Source organism: Bacillus sp. FSL R10-2201 (assembly GCF_038008665.1).
GTDB classification, from domain to species: Bacteria; Bacillota; Bacilli; order Bacillales; family Bacillaceae_G; genus Bacillus_A; species Bacillus_A mycoides.
This window is the reverse complement of sequence record NZ_JBBOZP010000001.1, coordinates 3,032,390-3,050,373: the sequence shown is the minus strand read 5'-3', so window position 1 is coordinate 3,050,373 and position 17,984 is coordinate 3,032,390. Positions and strand designations below refer to the sequence as shown.

Sequence of the window (17,984 nt, the reverse complement as noted above, 5' to 3'; positions counted from 1 at the left end):
ACTTATGGCTATACTTATTTCAAGTTTCACTTTATTCCACGCCACTCTCTAAAATAGAGAAAGCCCCATTTTCACAATCAATTTCTGCCAAAGCGCCGTAAGGTAAAATAAACTTTGGCTCGGTATGGCCGAAATTTAAATTATAAAGAATCGGCAAATCTTCTAAATTGTGTTCCTTCATAACTTGCAGTATTTCTTGTTTATATTCTTCATAATACTTTTCGTCTTTTGGTTTACCAAAAATAATGCCTTTTGCTTTTTGCAGAATGCCTTGCGCTGCGTAATTTCGTAACCAATACTTTATATAACTTGGTTCTGGATGATCTTCAGAGGTTTCAAAGAAAAGGATACTATTCGCCCAATGTTTTTTCTCAGGCCAAAGTTCCGTTCCTTTTGCAAATTCCAGTACTTCTATACAACCACCAATTAAACGCCCTTGTACAGTGATAGAGCCTTGAAGTAGCTCATATCCGTTGTTTTGCTGCATTGTACGCCTTTTATCTTTATTTATCTCTATCCATTCTAAACGCTCACTCGTCCATTCATGAGCTGGTTGAATCTCGCCAATATTCTCATTTGAAAAGAGAGTTCGATTCACCATTTCAATTGTATATGGATCCATCTCCACATTTTCGGCAAAATCAGTTAAGATTGCTGGACCGTAAAAAGAAGAAATTCCTGCTTTATGACAAAACAAGTGTGAAACGGTAACGTCAGAGTAACCCATAAAAATTTTCGGGTTTTCACGTATCACATTAAAATCTATATAGGGAAGTAAACGGATGCTATCTTCTCCGCCAATATTTGCAATGATTGCTTTCACGCGCGTATCTTTAAATGCTGTCATTAAATCTTCCGCACGAGCCTCGGGGTTGTTATAAAGGTATTCGCTACCTTTTAAACTATTTGGCATTGGGACAACCGTAAGACCGAAAACTTCTTCTAATCTTTTTACTCCTTGTTCATATCGCCATTTTAGCTCAGAATCACCTGCTCCTCCCCATGAAGGACTTACTGTTGCCACAATATCTCCTGCCTGTAATCTCTTTGGTTTTATTAACATTTTAACTCCGCTCCTACATAATGTAATTAACTACGACTATACAAACCGTAGAGTTGAAGAACATAGTACATGACATATACTTTCGCCACCATTAACAAATAGACCTGCTGTTATTTATGAACCTAACACTATTGCTGAATATAGGAATAAGATACAATAAATCTTTTTATCAAACTTTATATTTGAAAATTACAGTATGCAACATTGCATAAGAAAGATGGTTGCTATTTTCTATAACCTGTAACTATAATAGTTACAGGTTGGTCGTATCCAATCAAAAAATATAATCATCATGAATGGAGAGGTTACATATGGGTATGAAAAAAATAATTTTAGCAGGTGCTTTAGGGATCGCAGCATTATCAGGAACGAATTTACCAGGATTAGAACTGTCAAAAGCGAGTGCTGCTTCTATTGAATCGAATCTCTCGACGTTAGAAGGGCGAGTAGTAGAAGTAGATAACGGTGTAATTGTCGTAAAATCTAAGCAATATGAGGAACCTGTTAGTGTGTATATAGATTCCCTTTCAAATGTGAAAGTAGGGGATGAGGTTAAAGCTACTGGATCTATGATGCGTAATTTTACTGAATATATGATTGCAAATACAGTTGAAAATACGTCAAATAAATTAGGTATGCACATGAAAGAAGACGGTTCTCCTGATTATGTGATTGGGGAAGTATCAAAAGTAGGAACGATGAACGATGAGGGAGACGATTCCACTAAATATGTCATTGTTCAGTATCCATCAGTAAATGGAAAGAAAGCTATTATTGATGTTTTCTTAACGAAGGGACAAGTATTTAATATGGGTGAGAAAGTGAAAATTGATATGAAGTATGTAGGTTGGGGCGGAATTTCTATTAACTACAACACAACGGATCATATCGAAAAAATTCATGAGGTAAAGAGCAACGTTGAAAATAATGATGATGTTTGGATTTGGTCTTAATTAGACGCTTGTAAATAACAAATGTATCATGCAGTACCCATCGAATCATCATATGTATGATAATTCGATGGGTACTTTTTTGTTTTATGTTTTTTTGAGAATAATGGATTTCCGATTAGAATATGATGTTAACACTGGAGCGAAGGTGAAAAAATACAATATTGAAAGAGGTGTTTAAGGGTGGAGCGAGATGAGGTTTATTTACGAGCTAAAAAAAGAATGGAGAATTTAAAAGCATTTTATATTCATTTAACGGTTTATATACTAGTGAACTTAATGCTTTTTATTATAAATATAAGTTCTGATTCAAGTAAATTATGGTTTTTATATCCACTTGCAGGTTGGGGGATTGGTATCGTTATACACGGATTGACAACTTTTCCATTTGGGATATTCGGAAAAGAGTGGGAAGAACGAAAGATTAAAGAATATATGGAGAAAGATAAGTAAATTTATTTCTGGAATGTATAAATATAAATCTCTGTGGTCAAATGTTTGATGCGAAGTCTATTATATAGCTTCGCCTATTTGCTTTGTATTCGAAGTTTGTGCGAGTGAGTATTCATATTCATTTTTTTAGCAATAATTGCATGTGAAATCAAAACTTTATTTGTAGTACATAGTCAACTACCCCCACTGAGATGAAGCGTTTCAGTGGGGGCTTGAGTTAGAACGCTAGGTCTTGTCGTCTATCGCTAGACAGTTGACGCTCTAACATTCATGCCACCTTACGGTAACACCCCAAGTAAGTTTTTGGTTGGTACTAGAAACGAACAATCGTTTCCCCACTTGCACCACCCTTTTGAAAAAGAGCAGTTCTTCCTTATGGAAGAAGCCACCACTCAGATGACTCCGGCGTGTGCTACAAGCCCCGACAAGTCGAGTACACATGGATGGTTGACGCACCCACTAAGCTATGCGCGAAGCAACAGCCTTACGTTTTTGCACTTCTAATAGAATCGGCGTTTTCACTTTGAGGTTGTCATCCAATTCTACAACTCTTGATTTTTCCAATGTATTCAACGCACCATTAATATCAGCATGGATACATGTTCCTGCTTTACTTTGGTACAGGCCACGAGTGATTCGTCTGCCACTAAAGCGATAATGCGCCCTATCATCCTTAGACCAAACTGGAATCGGATCTTTATCCAGAAAACTAGCTTTTGAAGTATAGCTTTCTTCTTGTTTCAAAAAACGGATGCCTTCTTTTATACATTTATTCTCAATCGCTGCAATCAGTTTATGAAATGGAATTTGAACAAACTTTTGATTATTCTTTTTTCCCATATCAGATTTTTGTTTCCAACCCGTGTTATACCCTACGACAATAGTATCTATATCGAATGCTTTCACTTTTTTGAACAACAAGCCTACAGTTTGTGAAATATAACCGTTTACTTGTCTTTCTCGTTTATGCCAAAGTGCGGCCATTCTATTCGTTACAACGCGTTTTGAAATTCCATTTTCTATATTTTTCTGCTGCAAATTACGTATCTTTTTGTTGAAGTATTGGTTAATGGATTTTAATTTTTTTCCATCAATTAAGAATGTATCACCTGTATTTGTTACGCAACTTAATAATCTATCTACACCTAAATCGCAACTCAAAGCGTTACTAGTAGTCGTGGATTGTTGTTTCATTTGAGAAACGTGCATTTCATATGTGTAATGCACCTCAAAGAACCGACCTTTTTGCTTCGGTACAATCTCAATGTAGGAGATTTTTTTATTTCTTAAGTTCTTTGGCATACGTATTTTAATGGAACCGAATTTTTTCCTGAATGCAACATTCATCGGGATCATCCAATACCCGTTATCATCCACTTTTGGAACTTGATAGATTTCAATAATTCGTTTGTCCGTTGAACGAGAATAATTTGGAAACTTAGGACGACCTGTGAAGGTTTCAGGATTTTTCTTCCACTGTTCCCATGCTTTAAAAAAGCTCTTCACTTCTGTAAATAAGGCTCTACGAATCGCTTGAACAGAGTTTGATTGAATGCCCCAGTAGTTCATATCAGCCTGCATGGCATTGTCCACTTCTTTTACAGTAGCCATTTTATTATGGTTCAAATAACTTTGTTTAATCTTGTACAATCCAACATTTCGCAATGCTTTTGAACTATGTGACGTGCGTTGCAGTAAACGAAATTCTTTAGCTGTGAGGCAAGCCCGTCCGATATTCTGTTTCTGCGTGAATCGTTGTATGTTTTCTCTTTTCTTTTGTTTACGTAATACTTTCACTGCTTTCTTTTTAACCATCGTTTTCACCACCTTTCTTAGAGAGTTCATTAAAAATATTTTTGACAAATCAATATTTGGAACGAAACGGAACAAAATATGAACATGTTCTTCAGCGTAATTCCATTCTTCTACAGTAATTCCTTTTGGCTCAAGTGACCGAATGATTATTATTATCCAATTTCGTTGTCTTACGATATATTCCCTCTTTATCTACGACATATCGTAAGACAAAAAGAAACAAATATTCGTCCGCAAAAAATTGTTATGAAGGAAACAAAAGAGTTCAGTCTACCTTCTGACGGCAATTCATCACCACCTGAATTGTTGGGTTTCACCCCTAGCACAATTCAGGTGGAGTCTTCTTGCCGAAAAGGATAAATAAAGTTGTTACCCTTTTTAAATTACATGTGGATATAGGATGAAGTTGATTTATTACCCTATATTAAAATAAAAATAAACCACTGTTCGATTTGAATATTCCACGATATAATGGTGAGAGTTTATGACAGAATAAATATTTACATAAGAAGTGAGGTACTGTATGAAAAAAAGAACGACAGACATTATTTTTATTATTATTGGTGCATTTCTTTTTGCGTTAGGTGTCAATTTGTTTGTTATCCCGAACGAGTTTGGTGAGGGCGGGGTAACAGGTATCACGATTATTACGTACTATTTATTTGAATGGTCACCAGGCTTAGTCAACTTAATTTTAAATGCAATATTGTTAATAGCCGGTTATAAATTTTTGAATAAGATTACAACAATTTATACGATTATCGCTGTAGTTACGAACTCGCTATTTCTTCATTTAACAGAAGGTTGGACGATTGCTTCGGATGAAATGCTCGTAAATGCCATTTTCGGAGGAATATTTATTGGGTGCGGGATTGGTCTTATTATTCGCGTTGGCGGAACAACAGCAGGTACTACCATCTTAGCAAGGATGACGCATAAATATTTAGGGTGGAGCATTAGCTATGGTCTACTGTTCTTCGATTTAATCGTTGCGTTTTCATCTTATTTCATCATTGGTGCAGAAAAACTGATGATAACAATTATTATGCTATATGTAGCAACGAAAGTGATGGAATTTGTAATTGAAGGTTTAAATCCGAAGAAGGCCATTACGATTATTTCTGATAACCCGAATGAAATTGCCGGGAAGGTGACTACCTTAATGGGCAGAGGAGTTACCGTGTACTCAGGTCATGGCTATTACACGAAAACTCCGAAAGAAATTCTTTATATTGTTATTAATAAGCAAGAAGTAGTGAAGCTAAAACGGATTGTTCAAACTACAGATCCAGCTGCGTTCATCGCTATACACGATGTTCGTGACGTATTTGGAGAAGGATTTGTTGATATTTCTAAGGCTTAGAACTTATTTTTCATTAAAATAATCTTAATACTAAAACGTAAGAATCTATTTTGAATAATCTTTTTTCAAAATAGATTCTTTTTATTTATCTTAAAATGTTGGTTCGTTTTTCTTTTTCTTGCAAAAAAACCAATTGTTTCTTAATGTAAGAATGTAGAAGGATGAACAAGAGAGGGTTTAATGAAGATGATACATATTTTATTAGCTGATGATGACAAGCATATTAGAGAGTTATTACATTACCATGTACAAAAAGAGGGGTTTAAAGTTTTTGAGGCTGAAGATGGAAAGGTAGCTCAAGGCATATTAGAGAAAGAAAATATTCATCTTGCGATAGTGGATATTATGATGCCGTTTATTGATGGCTATACGTTATGTGAGGAAATTAGGAAGTATCATGATATACCTGTAATTTTATTAACCGCGAAAGATCAGTTAGTTGATAAAGAAAAAGGATTCATTTCTGGCACGGACGATTATATTGTAAAGCCATTTGAACCAGCTGAAGTAATTTTCCGCATGAAAGCATTATTGCGTCGTTATCAAATGCTTAGTGCTGATATTATTAAACTCCACGGAACGACAATTGACCGAAAAGGGTTTGAGGTGAAGTGTAACGGTCAAACGATTTTACTACCGCTGAAGGAATTTGAGTTATTATCACAACTTGCTAGTTATCCTGGAAGAACATTCTCGAGAGAAGAATTAATTGAATTAGTATGGGGAATGGATTTTGAAGGGGACGAACGAACAGTTGATGTTCATGTAAAACGTCTTAGAGATCGTTTCTCAAAACGAACAGATGATTTTCAAATTACGACAGTGCGCGGGCTCGGTTATAAGTTGGAGTTGAAATAAGATGAAATCATTGTATTCTAGATTTGTTTTTATGACGGTGGGGATTATGCTACTTAGTAGTGTAATTGGCTTTTTATTAACAAATGTATATTATCAAGTAAAGTTAAAACCGTACAATAGTGAAAAGATTTTAATGTATGCTGAGGAAGTAAAATCATTATATGAAAAGCAAAGTGAAGAAAATAAAGAGGCATACTTACAGTCTATTGCGAAATTAGGGTATGAAATTTATATTGTCGATGATCAAAAGAATGGAAAACGTATCGGTAATGCGTTTCGTAAGACGTCTATTAGTGATGATACCGTTCATAAAGTATTGAATGGCGAAACGTTTAATGGTGTTTCTACGTATCCAACACGTCTCTTTATTACAGGTTTTTTCGATAATGAATTAATAAATAGTGTCGGCGTACCAGTGCAACACGGTGATAAACAGTACGCTTTATTTATTCGTCCTGACATTCAGAACCAATTTGGCGAGATGCGAATTTTCTTAGCGGTATTACTTGGGTTTATCGTACTATTAAGTATTATCTTTATAGCGATTGCAGCAGGTTATATCGTTCGTCCAATTCGAACATTTACGAGAGCGACTCAAAAGATTGCAAGTGGTGAATATGATATCGAATTAGATGAAAATCGAAAAGATGAAATTGGTACACTAGCGACTAATTTTCAAAAGATGACAAAGAGTATTAAAGAATTAGATCAAATGAGACAAGAGTTCGTTTCTAACGTTTCTCATGAATTCCAATCTCCGCTTTCTTCCATACAAGGTTTTTCGAAAACATTACAATCGGAGAATATGAGTGAAGAGGAAAGAAAACGTTACTTGGAAATTATTGAGGGCGAAAGTAAGCGGATGTCTAGTTTATGTAAACAGTTACTTACGCTCGCTTCATTAGATAAAGAAGAGAAAGTTCTACAAATGAAAGAGTTTCACCTACAAAAGCAAATTAAAGACGTCATTTTTATGCTTGAATGGAAATGGCGTGAAAAAGATATCGCTGTCGAATTTGATGTGCCGGACATCGTTATAAACGGTGATGAAAACTTACTTCATCAAGTATGGAGTAATATTTTTACGAATAGCATTAAGTTTTCAAACGATGGCGGAACCGTTGAATTTGTTGTAGAAGAATTAGAATCCAGTATTGTTATTTCTATATCAGACAACGGAATTGGTATGGAAAAAGAAGAAATGGATCGTATATTTGATCGTTTTTACAAAGTAGATACAGCAAGGGCAAGAAACATAGAAGGTAGCGGTTTAGGGTTGTCAATTGTGCAGAAGATTGTTGAACTGCATCAAGGAACCGTTTCGGTATATAGTACGAAAGGGGAAGGGACGACTGTTCGGGTTGAGCTTCCGAAATAAGTGTAGGAGAAGAGGCTGTTTGGAAACAGCCTCTTCTCTTTTGTCATTTTTTTGTTGGTTAGTCGATATATTTTCACTTACGTGTAAAGTGAGAAAAGGTGTTTAATTTGCAATGGAATTGTTAAAAAAATGCGAGTCATTCTGTTCTACAATTGGACTAGTTTGTGGAATAAGATTAGCAGGAAGTTTATTTGGAAATGTAGAATCCCTACAGAGTTATAAGGGTTTTATTGAAACTGTAACTATTTAGGGAGGAGATTACTTTGAAACGAATTGACTTGCTTTTAAACGCACTAGATTCAACATTCGATAAAGAGAGTTGGTATGCACCGTTTAAACATGCTATAGAAGGACTTACAGCTGAACAGGCTATCTGGAAACCACCTGGAGAGGGAACGAAAACCATTTGGGAGAACGTTAATCATCTCATTTATTACAAAGAGAGGCTTGCAGCAAACTTGGAAGGCCGTGAATGGACACATAATCTCGACGGTGATGAAACCTTTTATCTTACAAATCAATCTAATGATGATAAGGAATGGAAGAAAGTCGTTGAACGTTCTGAAGATGCTCAACGTAATTTAAGACAGGTATTGAGTGCAATTTCCGAAAAAGAGCTTGAACAAAATTCATTTGAGGGTAAATTACTGGACATCATGCTTCATGATGCGTATCATACAGGCCAAATTATTCAATTAAGGAAGATGCAGAGGGTATGGCCATCAAATCGTTAACTGAACGTTTTAGTTATTCCATTAAAGGGCGCTATTGTTGAATAAAACTTAGATTTTTAAACAACTTTATTGATATATTTTTTAGTGAAGTGAAGTGAAGTGAAGTATCTTACATACAAAATGAAATAATTATATTTTTAACCCCGTCCTATATTTAGAACGGGGTTATGCTTATTTGAGATAATAAAATTAAATAATTTTATTATCACTACACATTACGGATTAGATAATATTTTCTTTCTGCTATAAAGCCGCACCTTTCCCGCGTTCTTCCTTAAACCGAAGCCCAAAAGTATCCGCTGTAATTTCATCAGCTTTCGGCAAAGCCCTTAATTTCGGATGAAGTAGCCATACGAGAGAAATAAATAAAATACCGATGCTAGCGAGCGCGAAAATGAGTTGGCTACTAAATACATTTGCGGTGTATCCACCAATTAAAGAACCGAACGGCATAGCAATTTTCCCCATACTTCCTATGACTGTATTGATGCGTCCGATATATTGATTTGGAATTACAATTTGACTAATTGTCGCGAATAATATGTTGGTCGCACCAATTGGAATCCAAGCTAGGCCGAATAAGATAATAGAGAGCCATTGAAACGGTACAATCGTAGAGAGAAACCAAAAGATAGCGCCAGTCGCAAAGCCAATAATAGAGACACGGCCAACGTTACGTTTGCCAACCCATGAACTGAATAATGCACCGATGAGACTACCTGCTGATATAGCAGCTAAGAAGAAGCCATATGATTTCACGCCTCCTAAAGAATCAGCGAAAGAAGGGAGTATTGCCATTGTCATACCAATTGAAAAATTAGCGACTACTGAACCGATTAAGAATACGCCCATTAATGAACGAAAGACGATGGAAAAACCTTCTTTTAAATCAGAGAAATATTGTTTAGTTGAAAGTGATGTATTGGTTTCTGCTTGCTGTGGCATTTTCAATGAAAAGAACAAAAGGGCAGTAATCGCGAATGTAAAAGAGTCGATTACGTATAAAGTGATTGCGCCAAGTAGTGCTACTAATATGCCAGAAAGAGTCGTACAAATTAAGTCAATGCCTTGATACGCAAATGAAAAGAGAGAGTTTCCTTTTAATAATTGTGTTTTATGCAGTAGAAGTGGTAAAGCTTTCGATTGTGCGGGATAGGCAAATTGTTCGATAAAGGCTACGATGGGCATGATGATGAGTAGTAGTTGGACTGTTAGTAGGTCGAAGTAGTGTGTAATGGGAATGATTAAAATAAGAATGCATTGCAAAATTTGTGTAATGACGAGGGTGTTTTTGATTGACCATCTATCAACGAATGGACCGGTAAGAAATTGAAGTGTAGAAGGTAATAACGTAAGAAAACCAGCCAATCCAGAATAAAAAGGATTACCACTCAGCTTGTATACGAGCCACATCGCGGCTACATAATACAAGCTATCTCCTATGTTTGTAAAAATTCTCCCTAAAAACATTAAGAGGAAATTCCGGTTTTTCAATATGTCCATTTAATCTACTCCTTTATAATAAATTTATTCGGTAAAATAAATTTGACCGTTTATCCCGCATTAACGGGCAGTAAGACCCCCATCTCAAAATTCAGCGGAAGCAAAGAAGTTAGGTGGGGGGGATCAACTGCCCGTAAAAGCCCGATTGGTTCAACTAATAATCAGTGGGGGATGAACAAAACCCCCCCACTGATTAAAGTTTCACTTTATGTAAAAAAAATCGTATTATGATTTTTCTTCTTTTTTAACAAAGCGCTGCATTGCTCGCTCGTCGATTTGAAGTGCAGTAGTAGAAATGTAATAAGATTTACTATTTGGATCTTTATCCGCGTCTTTTGTGATTTCGTTTAATTCAGCCATTAATTCATGAAACTTTTTCACCCACACTTGAAATTGTTCTGGCGTAGCATCAAATTCCCAGCAGGATGAAACGTAATTCCAATCAGCTGGGTCTTCGCTTACTTTTCGTAATGTAAAAGCTTCTTCTGGCGCAGCGAGAATATGGCTTTTCGTCATTTCCGTCATTTGTAAAAAGATTTGGCGACTTGATTCGCTTAATATTTCTAAATGAGGTAATAGGTTCGCGGCAGGGGTGAAGCCTTTAGCGACAGATTGATAAAACTTTTGAACGATGCCATTCTTTTCTTCTGTATACACAATTTCTATAAAACCATTCTTTTCTAATTCTTTTAAATGATAATGAATTTTCGCCCTTGGAATGCCGAATTTCTCAGATAGTAGTTGTCCTGTATAAGGACGTTCACATAGACGCATCATCATTTCGACACGTAGTGGATCGCTTATTGCTTTTAGTTGGCTATAAGTAGTTAGTGTTAACATGGGCTTCAAATGATCAACTCCTCAAATTAAATTACTCGGTCAAGATTATTTGACTGAATTGTATCAAGGATTTTAATTGTTTTCAATACTTTCTGAAAATTTAATTTTCATTCTGTAATCTTCCGTTCATATTCCGTTCATATTTCTTTTTTATGATAAGTGCATAGAAAGTAATAGGAAGGAGCGAGCGAAATGTTTTTAGCTCTGCGTGAATTAAAACAATCAAAATTAAGATACGGATTAATCGGACTTATTATGGTGTTATTATCATTTTTAGTCCTTGTAATTTCAGGATTAGCAAATGGATTATCATATGATAATGCTTCATCGATTCAAAATATGGAGGCAAATAAGTTTGTATTAGCAGATGATGCAGAAAATAAATTACTTCGTTCACAAATTAAGAAAGATGATGTAGATAACGTAGTAAATCAAGTAGGCGAGAAAGAGGCCGTTCCGTTTCGTGTGAAAGTTTCAACGTATGAAAAGAAAGATAGTTCGAAAAAAGTTGATGTCGCTATTTTCTCAAGTGAACGTGATTCATTTTTAGAACCGAAAATTGTAAAAGGTGAGAAATTAGGTACAGCAAATAACGAAATGGTTGCTGATGAATCAATTAAAGAAAAAGGAATTGATATTGGGGATACAATTATCGACCCTGTTTCAAAGAAAGAATTTACAATCGTTGGATTTACGAAAGATCAAATGTTTAGCCATACACCAGTCGTTTATGTAAATGAAGATGTATGGGGTGCTATCTCACAACCAAATCAAAAAGATTATAGTGCAATTGCGCTTAATACAGATAAAGAAATTAAAAATGCACATGTTATCGACAAAAAAGAAGTGCTACAAAGTATTCCAGGATTTAAAGAAGAGCAAGGAACATTAACGATGATCATTGCGTTCTTACTTGTTATCGCTGCGTTACTAATCGGTGTATTCTTCTACGTAATTACACTGCAAAAAACACAGCAATTAGGTGTACTAAAAGCAATCGGTACGAAAAATTCTTATTTAGCAAATAGCTTAGTCGTGCAGGCGTTATTCTTATCAGTCGTTGCGATGGTAATCAGTATTGTTCTTGTACAAGGATTAGAACAAATTTTACCAGCGGGTATGCCATTCTTATTAACAACACCAATGATTGCACAATATGCAGCAATCTTTATCGTCATTAGTATTTTAGGAACACTTATTTCGTTATACCAAGTATTAAAAGTTGATGCATTAGAAGCAATTGGAGGCGGGATGTAATGACTTCATTATTGAAATTAGACAAAGTAAGTAAAGTGTACGGAGAAGGGAATACGGAAGTAACAGCCCTTCATCCGATGTCGCTTGATGTGAAAGCTGGAGAATTTATCGGAATCGTCGGTCCTTCTGGATCAGGGAAAAGTACGTTATTATCAATCGCAGGTGCTTTATTATCACCGTCAAAAGGGGATATTTATATTCGTGAGCAAAATATTACGAAGTTATCAGAAAAGGAAATGACAGACATTCGTTTGAAAAAAATCGGCTTCATTTTCCAGTTCGCAAATCTTGTTCCATATTTAAATGTAAAAGAACAATTGCTTTACATTGCAAAGTTAAAAAAAGACAGCAAACAAGAATCGGAAAAGCGTGCGGATCACTTGCTAGCAGCATTTGGATTATCTGAAAGAAAAACTCATTATCCAAATCAACTATCGGGCGGGGAAAAACAAAGGGTAGCAATCACTCGTGCTTTCATGAACAACCCAGATTTAATATTAGCGGATGAACCAACTGCAAGCTTAGACTCAAAACGCGCACGTGAAGTCGTGGAAATGATGAAACGTGAAGTGAAAGAAAGTCAAAAAGCAGCAATTATGATTACGCATGATGAAAGAATGCTTGATGTATGTGATCGTATATTGACACTTAGAGATGGACAGTTAATATAAAGAAAAAAGGCCAACCGTACATATATGTGCAGTTGGCCTTTGTATGATTATTTTAAAATAGATATAATGGCTTTATTTTGAGAATAACGTTTTAATTTTATTTCGTGTTACTAATAAAAGTCCACCTAAGACAGATAACATTCCTAAAGGCACGTTACTTGATTGCTCACTACCAGCGTTAGGAAGTTCTCTAGCACTGTTTTTCGCTGGAACAGTAGTATTGTTATTGTCTGTTTGCGTTTGTTTCGATTGTGATACTTCATTAATTTTGTTATCTACATTTTGCTTTGTTGTATGTAACTCAGCTAATTTGTCATCAATTTTTTTCTCAGTATGTTTAAAATCGTTTATTTTAATATCTAAGTCTTGTTTTTTCTTTGTTAAATCATCTGAAACAGTTTGTTTCGCTTGTTTCATTTCGTTTATTTTATTTAGTAAATCTTGTCTAGCTTCTTGTAATTCAGCTAGTTTGTTTTTTACATCTTGTTTAGCTAGTTCTAAGTTAGCGGAAAGACTATCTAAATTGCCTTTAATTTTCTTAAGCTCCTCTAACGTGTTCCCAGTATTCGGCTTATTTTCTTTTAGCTCAGCAAGTTTGTCCTCAGCAGTTTGTTTCGCTTTCTTTAACTCAGCTAATTTGTCATCTACCTGTTTTTTTACTTCCTTAAGTTCATTAACCTTCTGATCGATGTTCTCTTTATGTTGCTTAATTTCATTCACTTTTTCATCGACAGTTTGTTTATGTTCTTTAATCTCATTAACCTTTTCATCAACAGTTTGCTTATGCTCTTTAATTTCAGCAACTTTTTCATCTACTTGCTTTTTATGCTCTTTAATTTCAGCGATTTTATCTTCGGCGATTTGTTTGTCTTGCTGAAGTTTTGCATCTAACTCTTGTTTATGTTGTTTAATCTCGCCAATTTTTTCATCTGCAACTTGTTTACGTTCATGTAGTTCATTCACCTTTGTATCAACATTTTCCTTAACTTGGTTAAGTTCATTTAATGTTTGATCCACATTTTCTTTGTGCTGCTGCAATTTCGCATCTAACTCTTGTCTATGTTGCTTAATTTCAGCTAAGCGATCTCCCGTACTTTGCTGGGGAGTAGCATCAGTTACTTCCGCATGAGTAGAGTTTGCGCCAGCAATCATTGCTAAAGCTAGTGTAGACGCAGCGATTGTTTGTTTTGTTTTCATATTTTTGTACCTCTTTTCTTTCATATGCATGAGCTGTTTTGTGTAAAATTGAGCATATAGAAGTAGATTATTTTATTATTATATACCATGTTCGGCGCCTAGAGGAAGTATTTGCATAATAATCTATGATTATGTGATTCTTATAGTCTCTTATTTTGGGATAGGGGACAAATCTTCAGCAAGATGAACAATTTCTTCTATAGTAGATTTTACATCTTTACTATCGCGAATAACAAACAAATAATCAGCCTCATTTTCTACAGGATCTACCACATCTTCATGCAGTGATTCGGCCTGTTGGCGATTGAGTACCTCTTTGAAACTAGAATAGTTACCTCTAAATATATTTGTACTTCGCTTGCTACGAGTCACTCTTTCATAAAGAACATCATCTGGGATGTCAAAATGAACTAATATGCGTACATATTCCTCTTCCTTAAACAGCTCATTCAGCAAATACATTCGTCCGTTTCGGGTTCTATTTGAGTTGCAAATGATAAGGTGTAAATTTGTATATTCTTTTGCATAATCGACAATGAATTTTGAAAGGCCATGCTTTAGTGTATTCGGTCCTTCTGTCGGCTGTAATTTTTCATAATATGTGTTAATAAATTCAGCTTGGTTGTCTTGATCCATAATGAAAGAGTGGGGTAACTCTTTTTCTAGTGCTTTAGCGAATGTAGTTTTTCCGGTGTGCGTTTTTCCTACTGTAATGATAACTAATCTTTTCATAATGGCCTCCATTTATATTGTTATAAACAGGAGTATTCTGTGCGAGGTAAAATCTTCCTGCTAGAGAATATACAAATTGTTGGAGTGGTGGCGAGGAACAGCAAGTTCAATCTAAAATGTGCTAATATGCCACGTGAAGAAATTGTGAAAAAACGGTAGTGGTAAAATCATTTTGATAAACTTAGAGTACAAAGTGAAAACTCCTCTCGTGGTTTGTCTCGACAACAATTACGATACGGGAGTTTTTGCTTTTTTTATAGTCTTTTATAGAAAAAATTTAATACTCCTTAATTCAATCCCGAGTTGTGGTAATTAACCTATGATTATGAAATTATTAAACTTTCTTTTTTTGCTATGGGGTAGGGAGCTAAAAAATCACTTTACAATTATCAATGGACGAAGGGTAGGCTTTCAGCGAATTTCGGTTTTTGTTAAAAAACAGCTCTATATTCAGTTGCAGAGCTAAAGCTCGAGTGATAAAAATGAAGAATATAAAATATAGTGAAACGAAAAATTTACGTCTCTATATATCTTTTTTAATTATTTGCACTAGAACTCATAAAACCCCCTTAAATAAAGTCAATCAAGTTGACTTTATTTAAGGGGCTATTGTACTATGCATAATATAGTCAACCAAGTTGAGACGTGGTTGCAGTATAAAGGGGGTTTTTAAATGAAAGTAGAAGTGTGGTCAGACATTGCTTGTCCATTCTGTTATATTGGGAAACGTCGTATCGAAGCAGGACTTGAGCAATTTGCTCATAAAGATCAAGTGCAAATTGTTTATAAAAGCTTTCAACTGAATGAAAATGCGAAGAAAGATACGGAATATGATGCGTACGATGCGCTTTCCACTAGGTCTGGAATGAGCCGTGAAGCAGCAAAGGAGATACACGAGAAGCTTGCCAAACAGGCTGAAGAAGATGGTTTGGACCTTAGATTTGATACGCTGCAGATGACAAATACGTTAGACGCTCACCGTCTGCTTCACTTTGCGGCGCAGCATGGCAAAAATAATGAGGTAGCTGAGCTGTTGTTCAAAGTTTATTTTACCGAATGTAAGCATGTCGGCCGTTATGAAACGTTGATTGCGATTGCCGCTGAAGTAGGACTTGATCCGAAAGCTACAGAGGAGATGCTGAAAAGCGATCAGTTCACCGATGAAGTGCGAGCGGATCATCTCGAGGGCATTCGTTTGGGTGTAAGTGGCGTACCGTTTTATGTCATCGATCGCAAATATGCTGTTTCCGGCGCGCAGCCGGCGAATGTGTTTCTCGAAGCGCTTGAGAAAACATGGGCTGAATCACTGGTCATGCTGAATCTTACTTCAGCCGAAGCCGGTCCAGTTTGCGAGAATGGCGTTTGCAAGAACGAGTAGTTTCGATTTTGAGCGATTGGAAAGACGTGTGAGTTGACAAAAAAACTTATTTATGCTATAATTTACCAATATAAAAATAAAGTGTATAATAGGGTTCTCCTGGCCAGGGGAACCCTATTTTTGTTGTGAAAATGAAGGAGAGTGTATGTGCGTGAAAAAAGGTGAAGCAAGTGTAACGTCGTTAGTATCAGCTTTCGGAAGGGCGTATCATAGTGAATTTGATAGTTCTAAAATCTTTGATGATTATGTAGCTAAAGATCTTATTTCACAAAAAGAACGTAATGATATTGAAACGAACATGGTTCAAGGAATACATTTTTTCAATAAAGGCATTGCACAGCAGTTTCAAGACAATCCGAAAGAAATTTTAAAATGGATTACACAAGTTCAATTATCACCAACACCTTTGGCACGCGCGGCATATTGTGAACGAGTATTACTACATGAAGTTACTTTAGGAGCAAAACAATACGTTATACTCGGTGCGGGCTTAGACACATTTAGTTTTAGACATAGAGAGTTAGAGAATGAAATAGAAATATTTGAAGTGGATCATCCTTCTACGCAAGCATTTAAAATACAAAGAGTGAAAGAAGCAGAGTATGAAATTCCAAACAACCTTCATTTTGTTTCGATGGATTTCACTAAAGATTTCTCGAAGCAAACATTAGTAAATGAAGGATTTGAAAATAAAAAGACGTTTTTTAGCCTATTAGGTGTTACGTACTATTTAACGAAAGAGGAACTATCTAGTTTAATAGAACGTTTATTTGCGATGGTTCCAGAGGGAAGTTCTATCGTTTTTGATTATCCGGATGAAAATTTATTTACGGAAAAAGGACTGTCCAATCGAGTTGAAAATATGGTGAAAATAGCTGCAGTAGGCGGAGAACCGATGAAATCGTGTTTTTCTTATACAGAAATGGAAGCACTATTAGAGAAGGCGGGCTTACTCATTTATGAGCACTTATTACCAGAGGATATTGATAAGTTATACTTTGAAGGACGAAATGATTATTTAGAAGCTTTTGAGACGGTGCATTATGTGCATGCGGTGAAGAAGTAGGTGATTATTAGTGTGAATTTAAAATAAAGTCACGATGTTTTGAATAAAGTTTCGATTTTTCTGAAAGATATGAACCGAAATATCTTAATAATGAAGAGGTCTTGTTTTTTTGTACACACGGATTAGTTTACTTTAATAGTTAGATTAAAATAAACTGTGATATGATTAGTATTGGATTTATTAATAAGGGGGTTTTCAAATGACGCCAGAACAAATTGTTAGAAAATTTTTTGAAGAAGTACGTTCAGGGAAGAATCCTGACTATTCAAATCAATTGATGGCAGAAAAAGTATTGGCACATCAAATTGTATCTGAGGAAGAACAAACAGTTTGCAGAACACCTGAAGATTATGCTGAACATGTAAGAGAGATGATTGAAGTATATGGTGATTTTTCTTTAGAAATACAAGAGTTTTTAGTACAAGGAAGTAAAGTATATGTACGTTGGAAACAAGTAGGTATACACTTAGGAGAAATCGATGGGTATCAACCTACAGGACTCCCAATAATTCAAATGGCAAGTGCTGTGTATAGAATAGAAGATGGAAAAATAGCAGAGTATTGGATTCAAATTGATAGGTCAGGAATTCAAAATCAATTTGAGTGCAATAAAAATATTCAGTAGTTAATTTTTAAGAGTAGTAGAAAAATAAAAGCAAGAAACAACATCTTGTTAAGCGAAATGCTTCTGTTGTATAAGGTGTACAAAATAATTAAACTTTTTTC

17 protein-coding genes are annotated in these 17,984 nt (G+C 35.4%); 11 read left to right on the top strand and 6 right to left on the bottom strand.

Annotation, left to right across the window (positions count from 1 at the left end):
• Positions 1-31: 31 nt before the first annotated feature.
• A complete protein-coding gene (locus NSQ69_RS15735) occupies positions 32-1,063 on the bottom strand; it encodes a S66 family peptidase (protein WP_341099473.1) in 1,032 nt (343 codons plus the stop codon).
• 311 nt (positions 1,064-1,374) lie between these two features.
• On the opposite strand from NSQ69_RS15735, the gene NSQ69_RS15730 reads away from it, so the two are divergent.
• Positions 1,375-2,016, top strand: a complete 642-nt coding sequence (locus NSQ69_RS15730; RefSeq protein ID WP_002168020.1) for a F0F1 ATP synthase subunit alpha — start codon at positions 1,375-1,377, stop codon at positions 2,014-2,016.
• Positions 2,017-2,196: 180 nt separating this feature from the next.
• Positions 2,197-2,466 carry a 2TM domain-containing protein gene (locus NSQ69_RS15725; RefSeq protein ID WP_002110712.1) on the top strand — a complete coding sequence of 90 codons (270 nt, stop codon included), beginning with the start codon at positions 2,197-2,199 and terminating at the stop codon, positions 2,464-2,466.
• Between the two features lie 459 nt (positions 2,467-2,925).
• Here NSQ69_RS15725 and NSQ69_RS15720 read toward each other — a convergent pair whose 3' ends face one another.
• Positions 2,926-4,281 (bottom strand): RNA-guided endonuclease TnpB family protein, encoded by a 1,356-nt coding sequence (locus NSQ69_RS15720; RefSeq protein WP_088265360.1) that lies wholly within the window; start codon positions 4,279-4,281, stop codon positions 2,926-2,928.
• 523 nt (positions 4,282-4,804) lie between these two features.
• Here NSQ69_RS15720 and NSQ69_RS15715 point away from each other — a divergent pair.
• The 4 genes from NSQ69_RS15715 to NSQ69_RS15700 all read left to right on the top strand — a co-directional run bounded on the left by NSQ69_RS15715 (position 4,805) and on the right by NSQ69_RS15700 (position 8,614).
• A complete protein-coding gene (locus tag NSQ69_RS15715) occupies positions 4,805-5,644 on the top strand; it encodes a YitT family protein (protein ID WP_000747487.1) in 840 nt (279 codons plus the stop codon).
• Positions 5,645-5,824: 180 nt separating this feature from the next.
• On the top strand, positions 5,825-6,502 hold the full coding sequence (locus tag NSQ69_RS15710; protein ID WP_000781976.1) for a response regulator transcription factor: 678 nt from the start codon (positions 5,825-5,827) through the stop codon (positions 6,500-6,502).
• A 1-nt stretch (position 6,503) separates the two neighbouring features.
• Positions 6,504-7,880 carry a sensor histidine kinase gene (locus NSQ69_RS15705; RefSeq protein WP_341099472.1) on the top strand — a complete coding sequence of 459 codons (1,377 nt, stop codon included), beginning with the start codon at positions 6,504-6,506 and terminating at the stop codon, positions 7,878-7,880.
• Positions 7,881-8,143: 263 nt separating this feature from the next.
• Positions 8,144-8,614 (top strand): DinB family protein, encoded by a 471-nt coding sequence (locus tag NSQ69_RS15700; RefSeq protein ID WP_088265362.1) that lies wholly within the window; start codon positions 8,144-8,146, stop codon positions 8,612-8,614.
• A gap of 243 nt (positions 8,615-8,857) precedes the next feature.
• On the opposite strand, the gene NSQ69_RS15695 is transcribed toward NSQ69_RS15700, so the two are convergent.
• Positions 8,858-10,117, bottom strand: coding sequence for an MFS transporter (locus NSQ69_RS15695; RefSeq protein ID WP_341099470.1), 1,260 nt, complete (start codon positions 10,115-10,117; stop codon positions 8,858-8,860).
• Positions 10,118-10,342: 225 nt separating this feature from the next.
• Positions 10,343-10,966: an ArsR/SmtB family transcription factor gene (locus NSQ69_RS15690; protein WP_033734133.1), complete on the bottom strand. Its 624-nt coding sequence runs from the start codon at positions 10,964-10,966 to the stop codon at positions 10,343-10,345.
• A 183-nt stretch (positions 10,967-11,149) separates the two neighbouring features.
• Between NSQ69_RS15690 and NSQ69_RS15685 the strand changes: the two genes are divergently transcribed.
• Positions 11,150-12,214 carry an ABC transporter permease gene (locus NSQ69_RS15685; RefSeq protein ID WP_000477761.1) on the top strand — a complete coding sequence of 355 codons (1,065 nt, stop codon included), beginning with the start codon at positions 11,150-11,152 and terminating at the stop codon, positions 12,212-12,214.
• On the top strand, positions 12,214-12,885 hold the full coding sequence (locus NSQ69_RS15680) for an ABC transporter ATP-binding protein (RefSeq protein WP_002128101.1): 672 nt from the start codon (positions 12,214-12,216) through the stop codon (positions 12,883-12,885). The genes NSQ69_RS15685 and NSQ69_RS15680 overlap by 1 nt, the downstream gene beginning before the upstream one ends.
• A gap of 72 nt (positions 12,886-12,957) precedes the next feature.
• On the opposite strand, the gene NSQ69_RS15675 is transcribed toward NSQ69_RS15680, so the two are convergent.
• Both NSQ69_RS15675 and NSQ69_RS15670 read right to left on the bottom strand, forming a co-directional pair.
• Positions 12,958-14,082, bottom strand: a complete 1,125-nt coding sequence (locus NSQ69_RS15675; protein ID WP_141110029.1) for an LPXTG cell wall anchor domain-containing protein — start codon at positions 14,080-14,082, stop codon at positions 12,958-12,960.
• Positions 14,083-14,232: 150 nt separating this feature from the next.
• Complete coding sequence (locus NSQ69_RS15670) at positions 14,233-14,814, bottom strand: AAA family ATPase (RefSeq protein ID WP_088265368.1); 582 nt, start codon at positions 14,812-14,814, stop codon at positions 14,233-14,235.
• A 673-nt stretch (positions 14,815-15,487) separates the two neighbouring features.
• Here NSQ69_RS15670 and NSQ69_RS15665 point away from each other — a divergent pair.
• From NSQ69_RS15665 to NSQ69_RS15655, 3 genes are all read left to right on the top strand, one after another.
• Positions 15,488-16,192, top strand: a complete 705-nt coding sequence (locus NSQ69_RS15665) for a DsbA family oxidoreductase (protein ID WP_088265370.1) — start codon at positions 15,488-15,490, stop codon at positions 16,190-16,192.
• 145 nt (positions 16,193-16,337) lie between these two features.
• A complete protein-coding gene (locus tag NSQ69_RS15660; RefSeq protein ID WP_341099467.1) occupies positions 16,338-17,258 on the top strand; it encodes a class I SAM-dependent methyltransferase in 921 nt (306 codons plus the stop codon).
• 199 nt (positions 17,259-17,457) lie between these two features.
• Complete coding sequence (locus NSQ69_RS15655) at positions 17,458-17,883, top strand: ester cyclase (RefSeq protein ID WP_078185540.1); 426 nt, start codon at positions 17,458-17,460, stop codon at positions 17,881-17,883.
• The last annotated feature ends 101 nt before the right edge of the window (positions 17,884-17,984 follow it).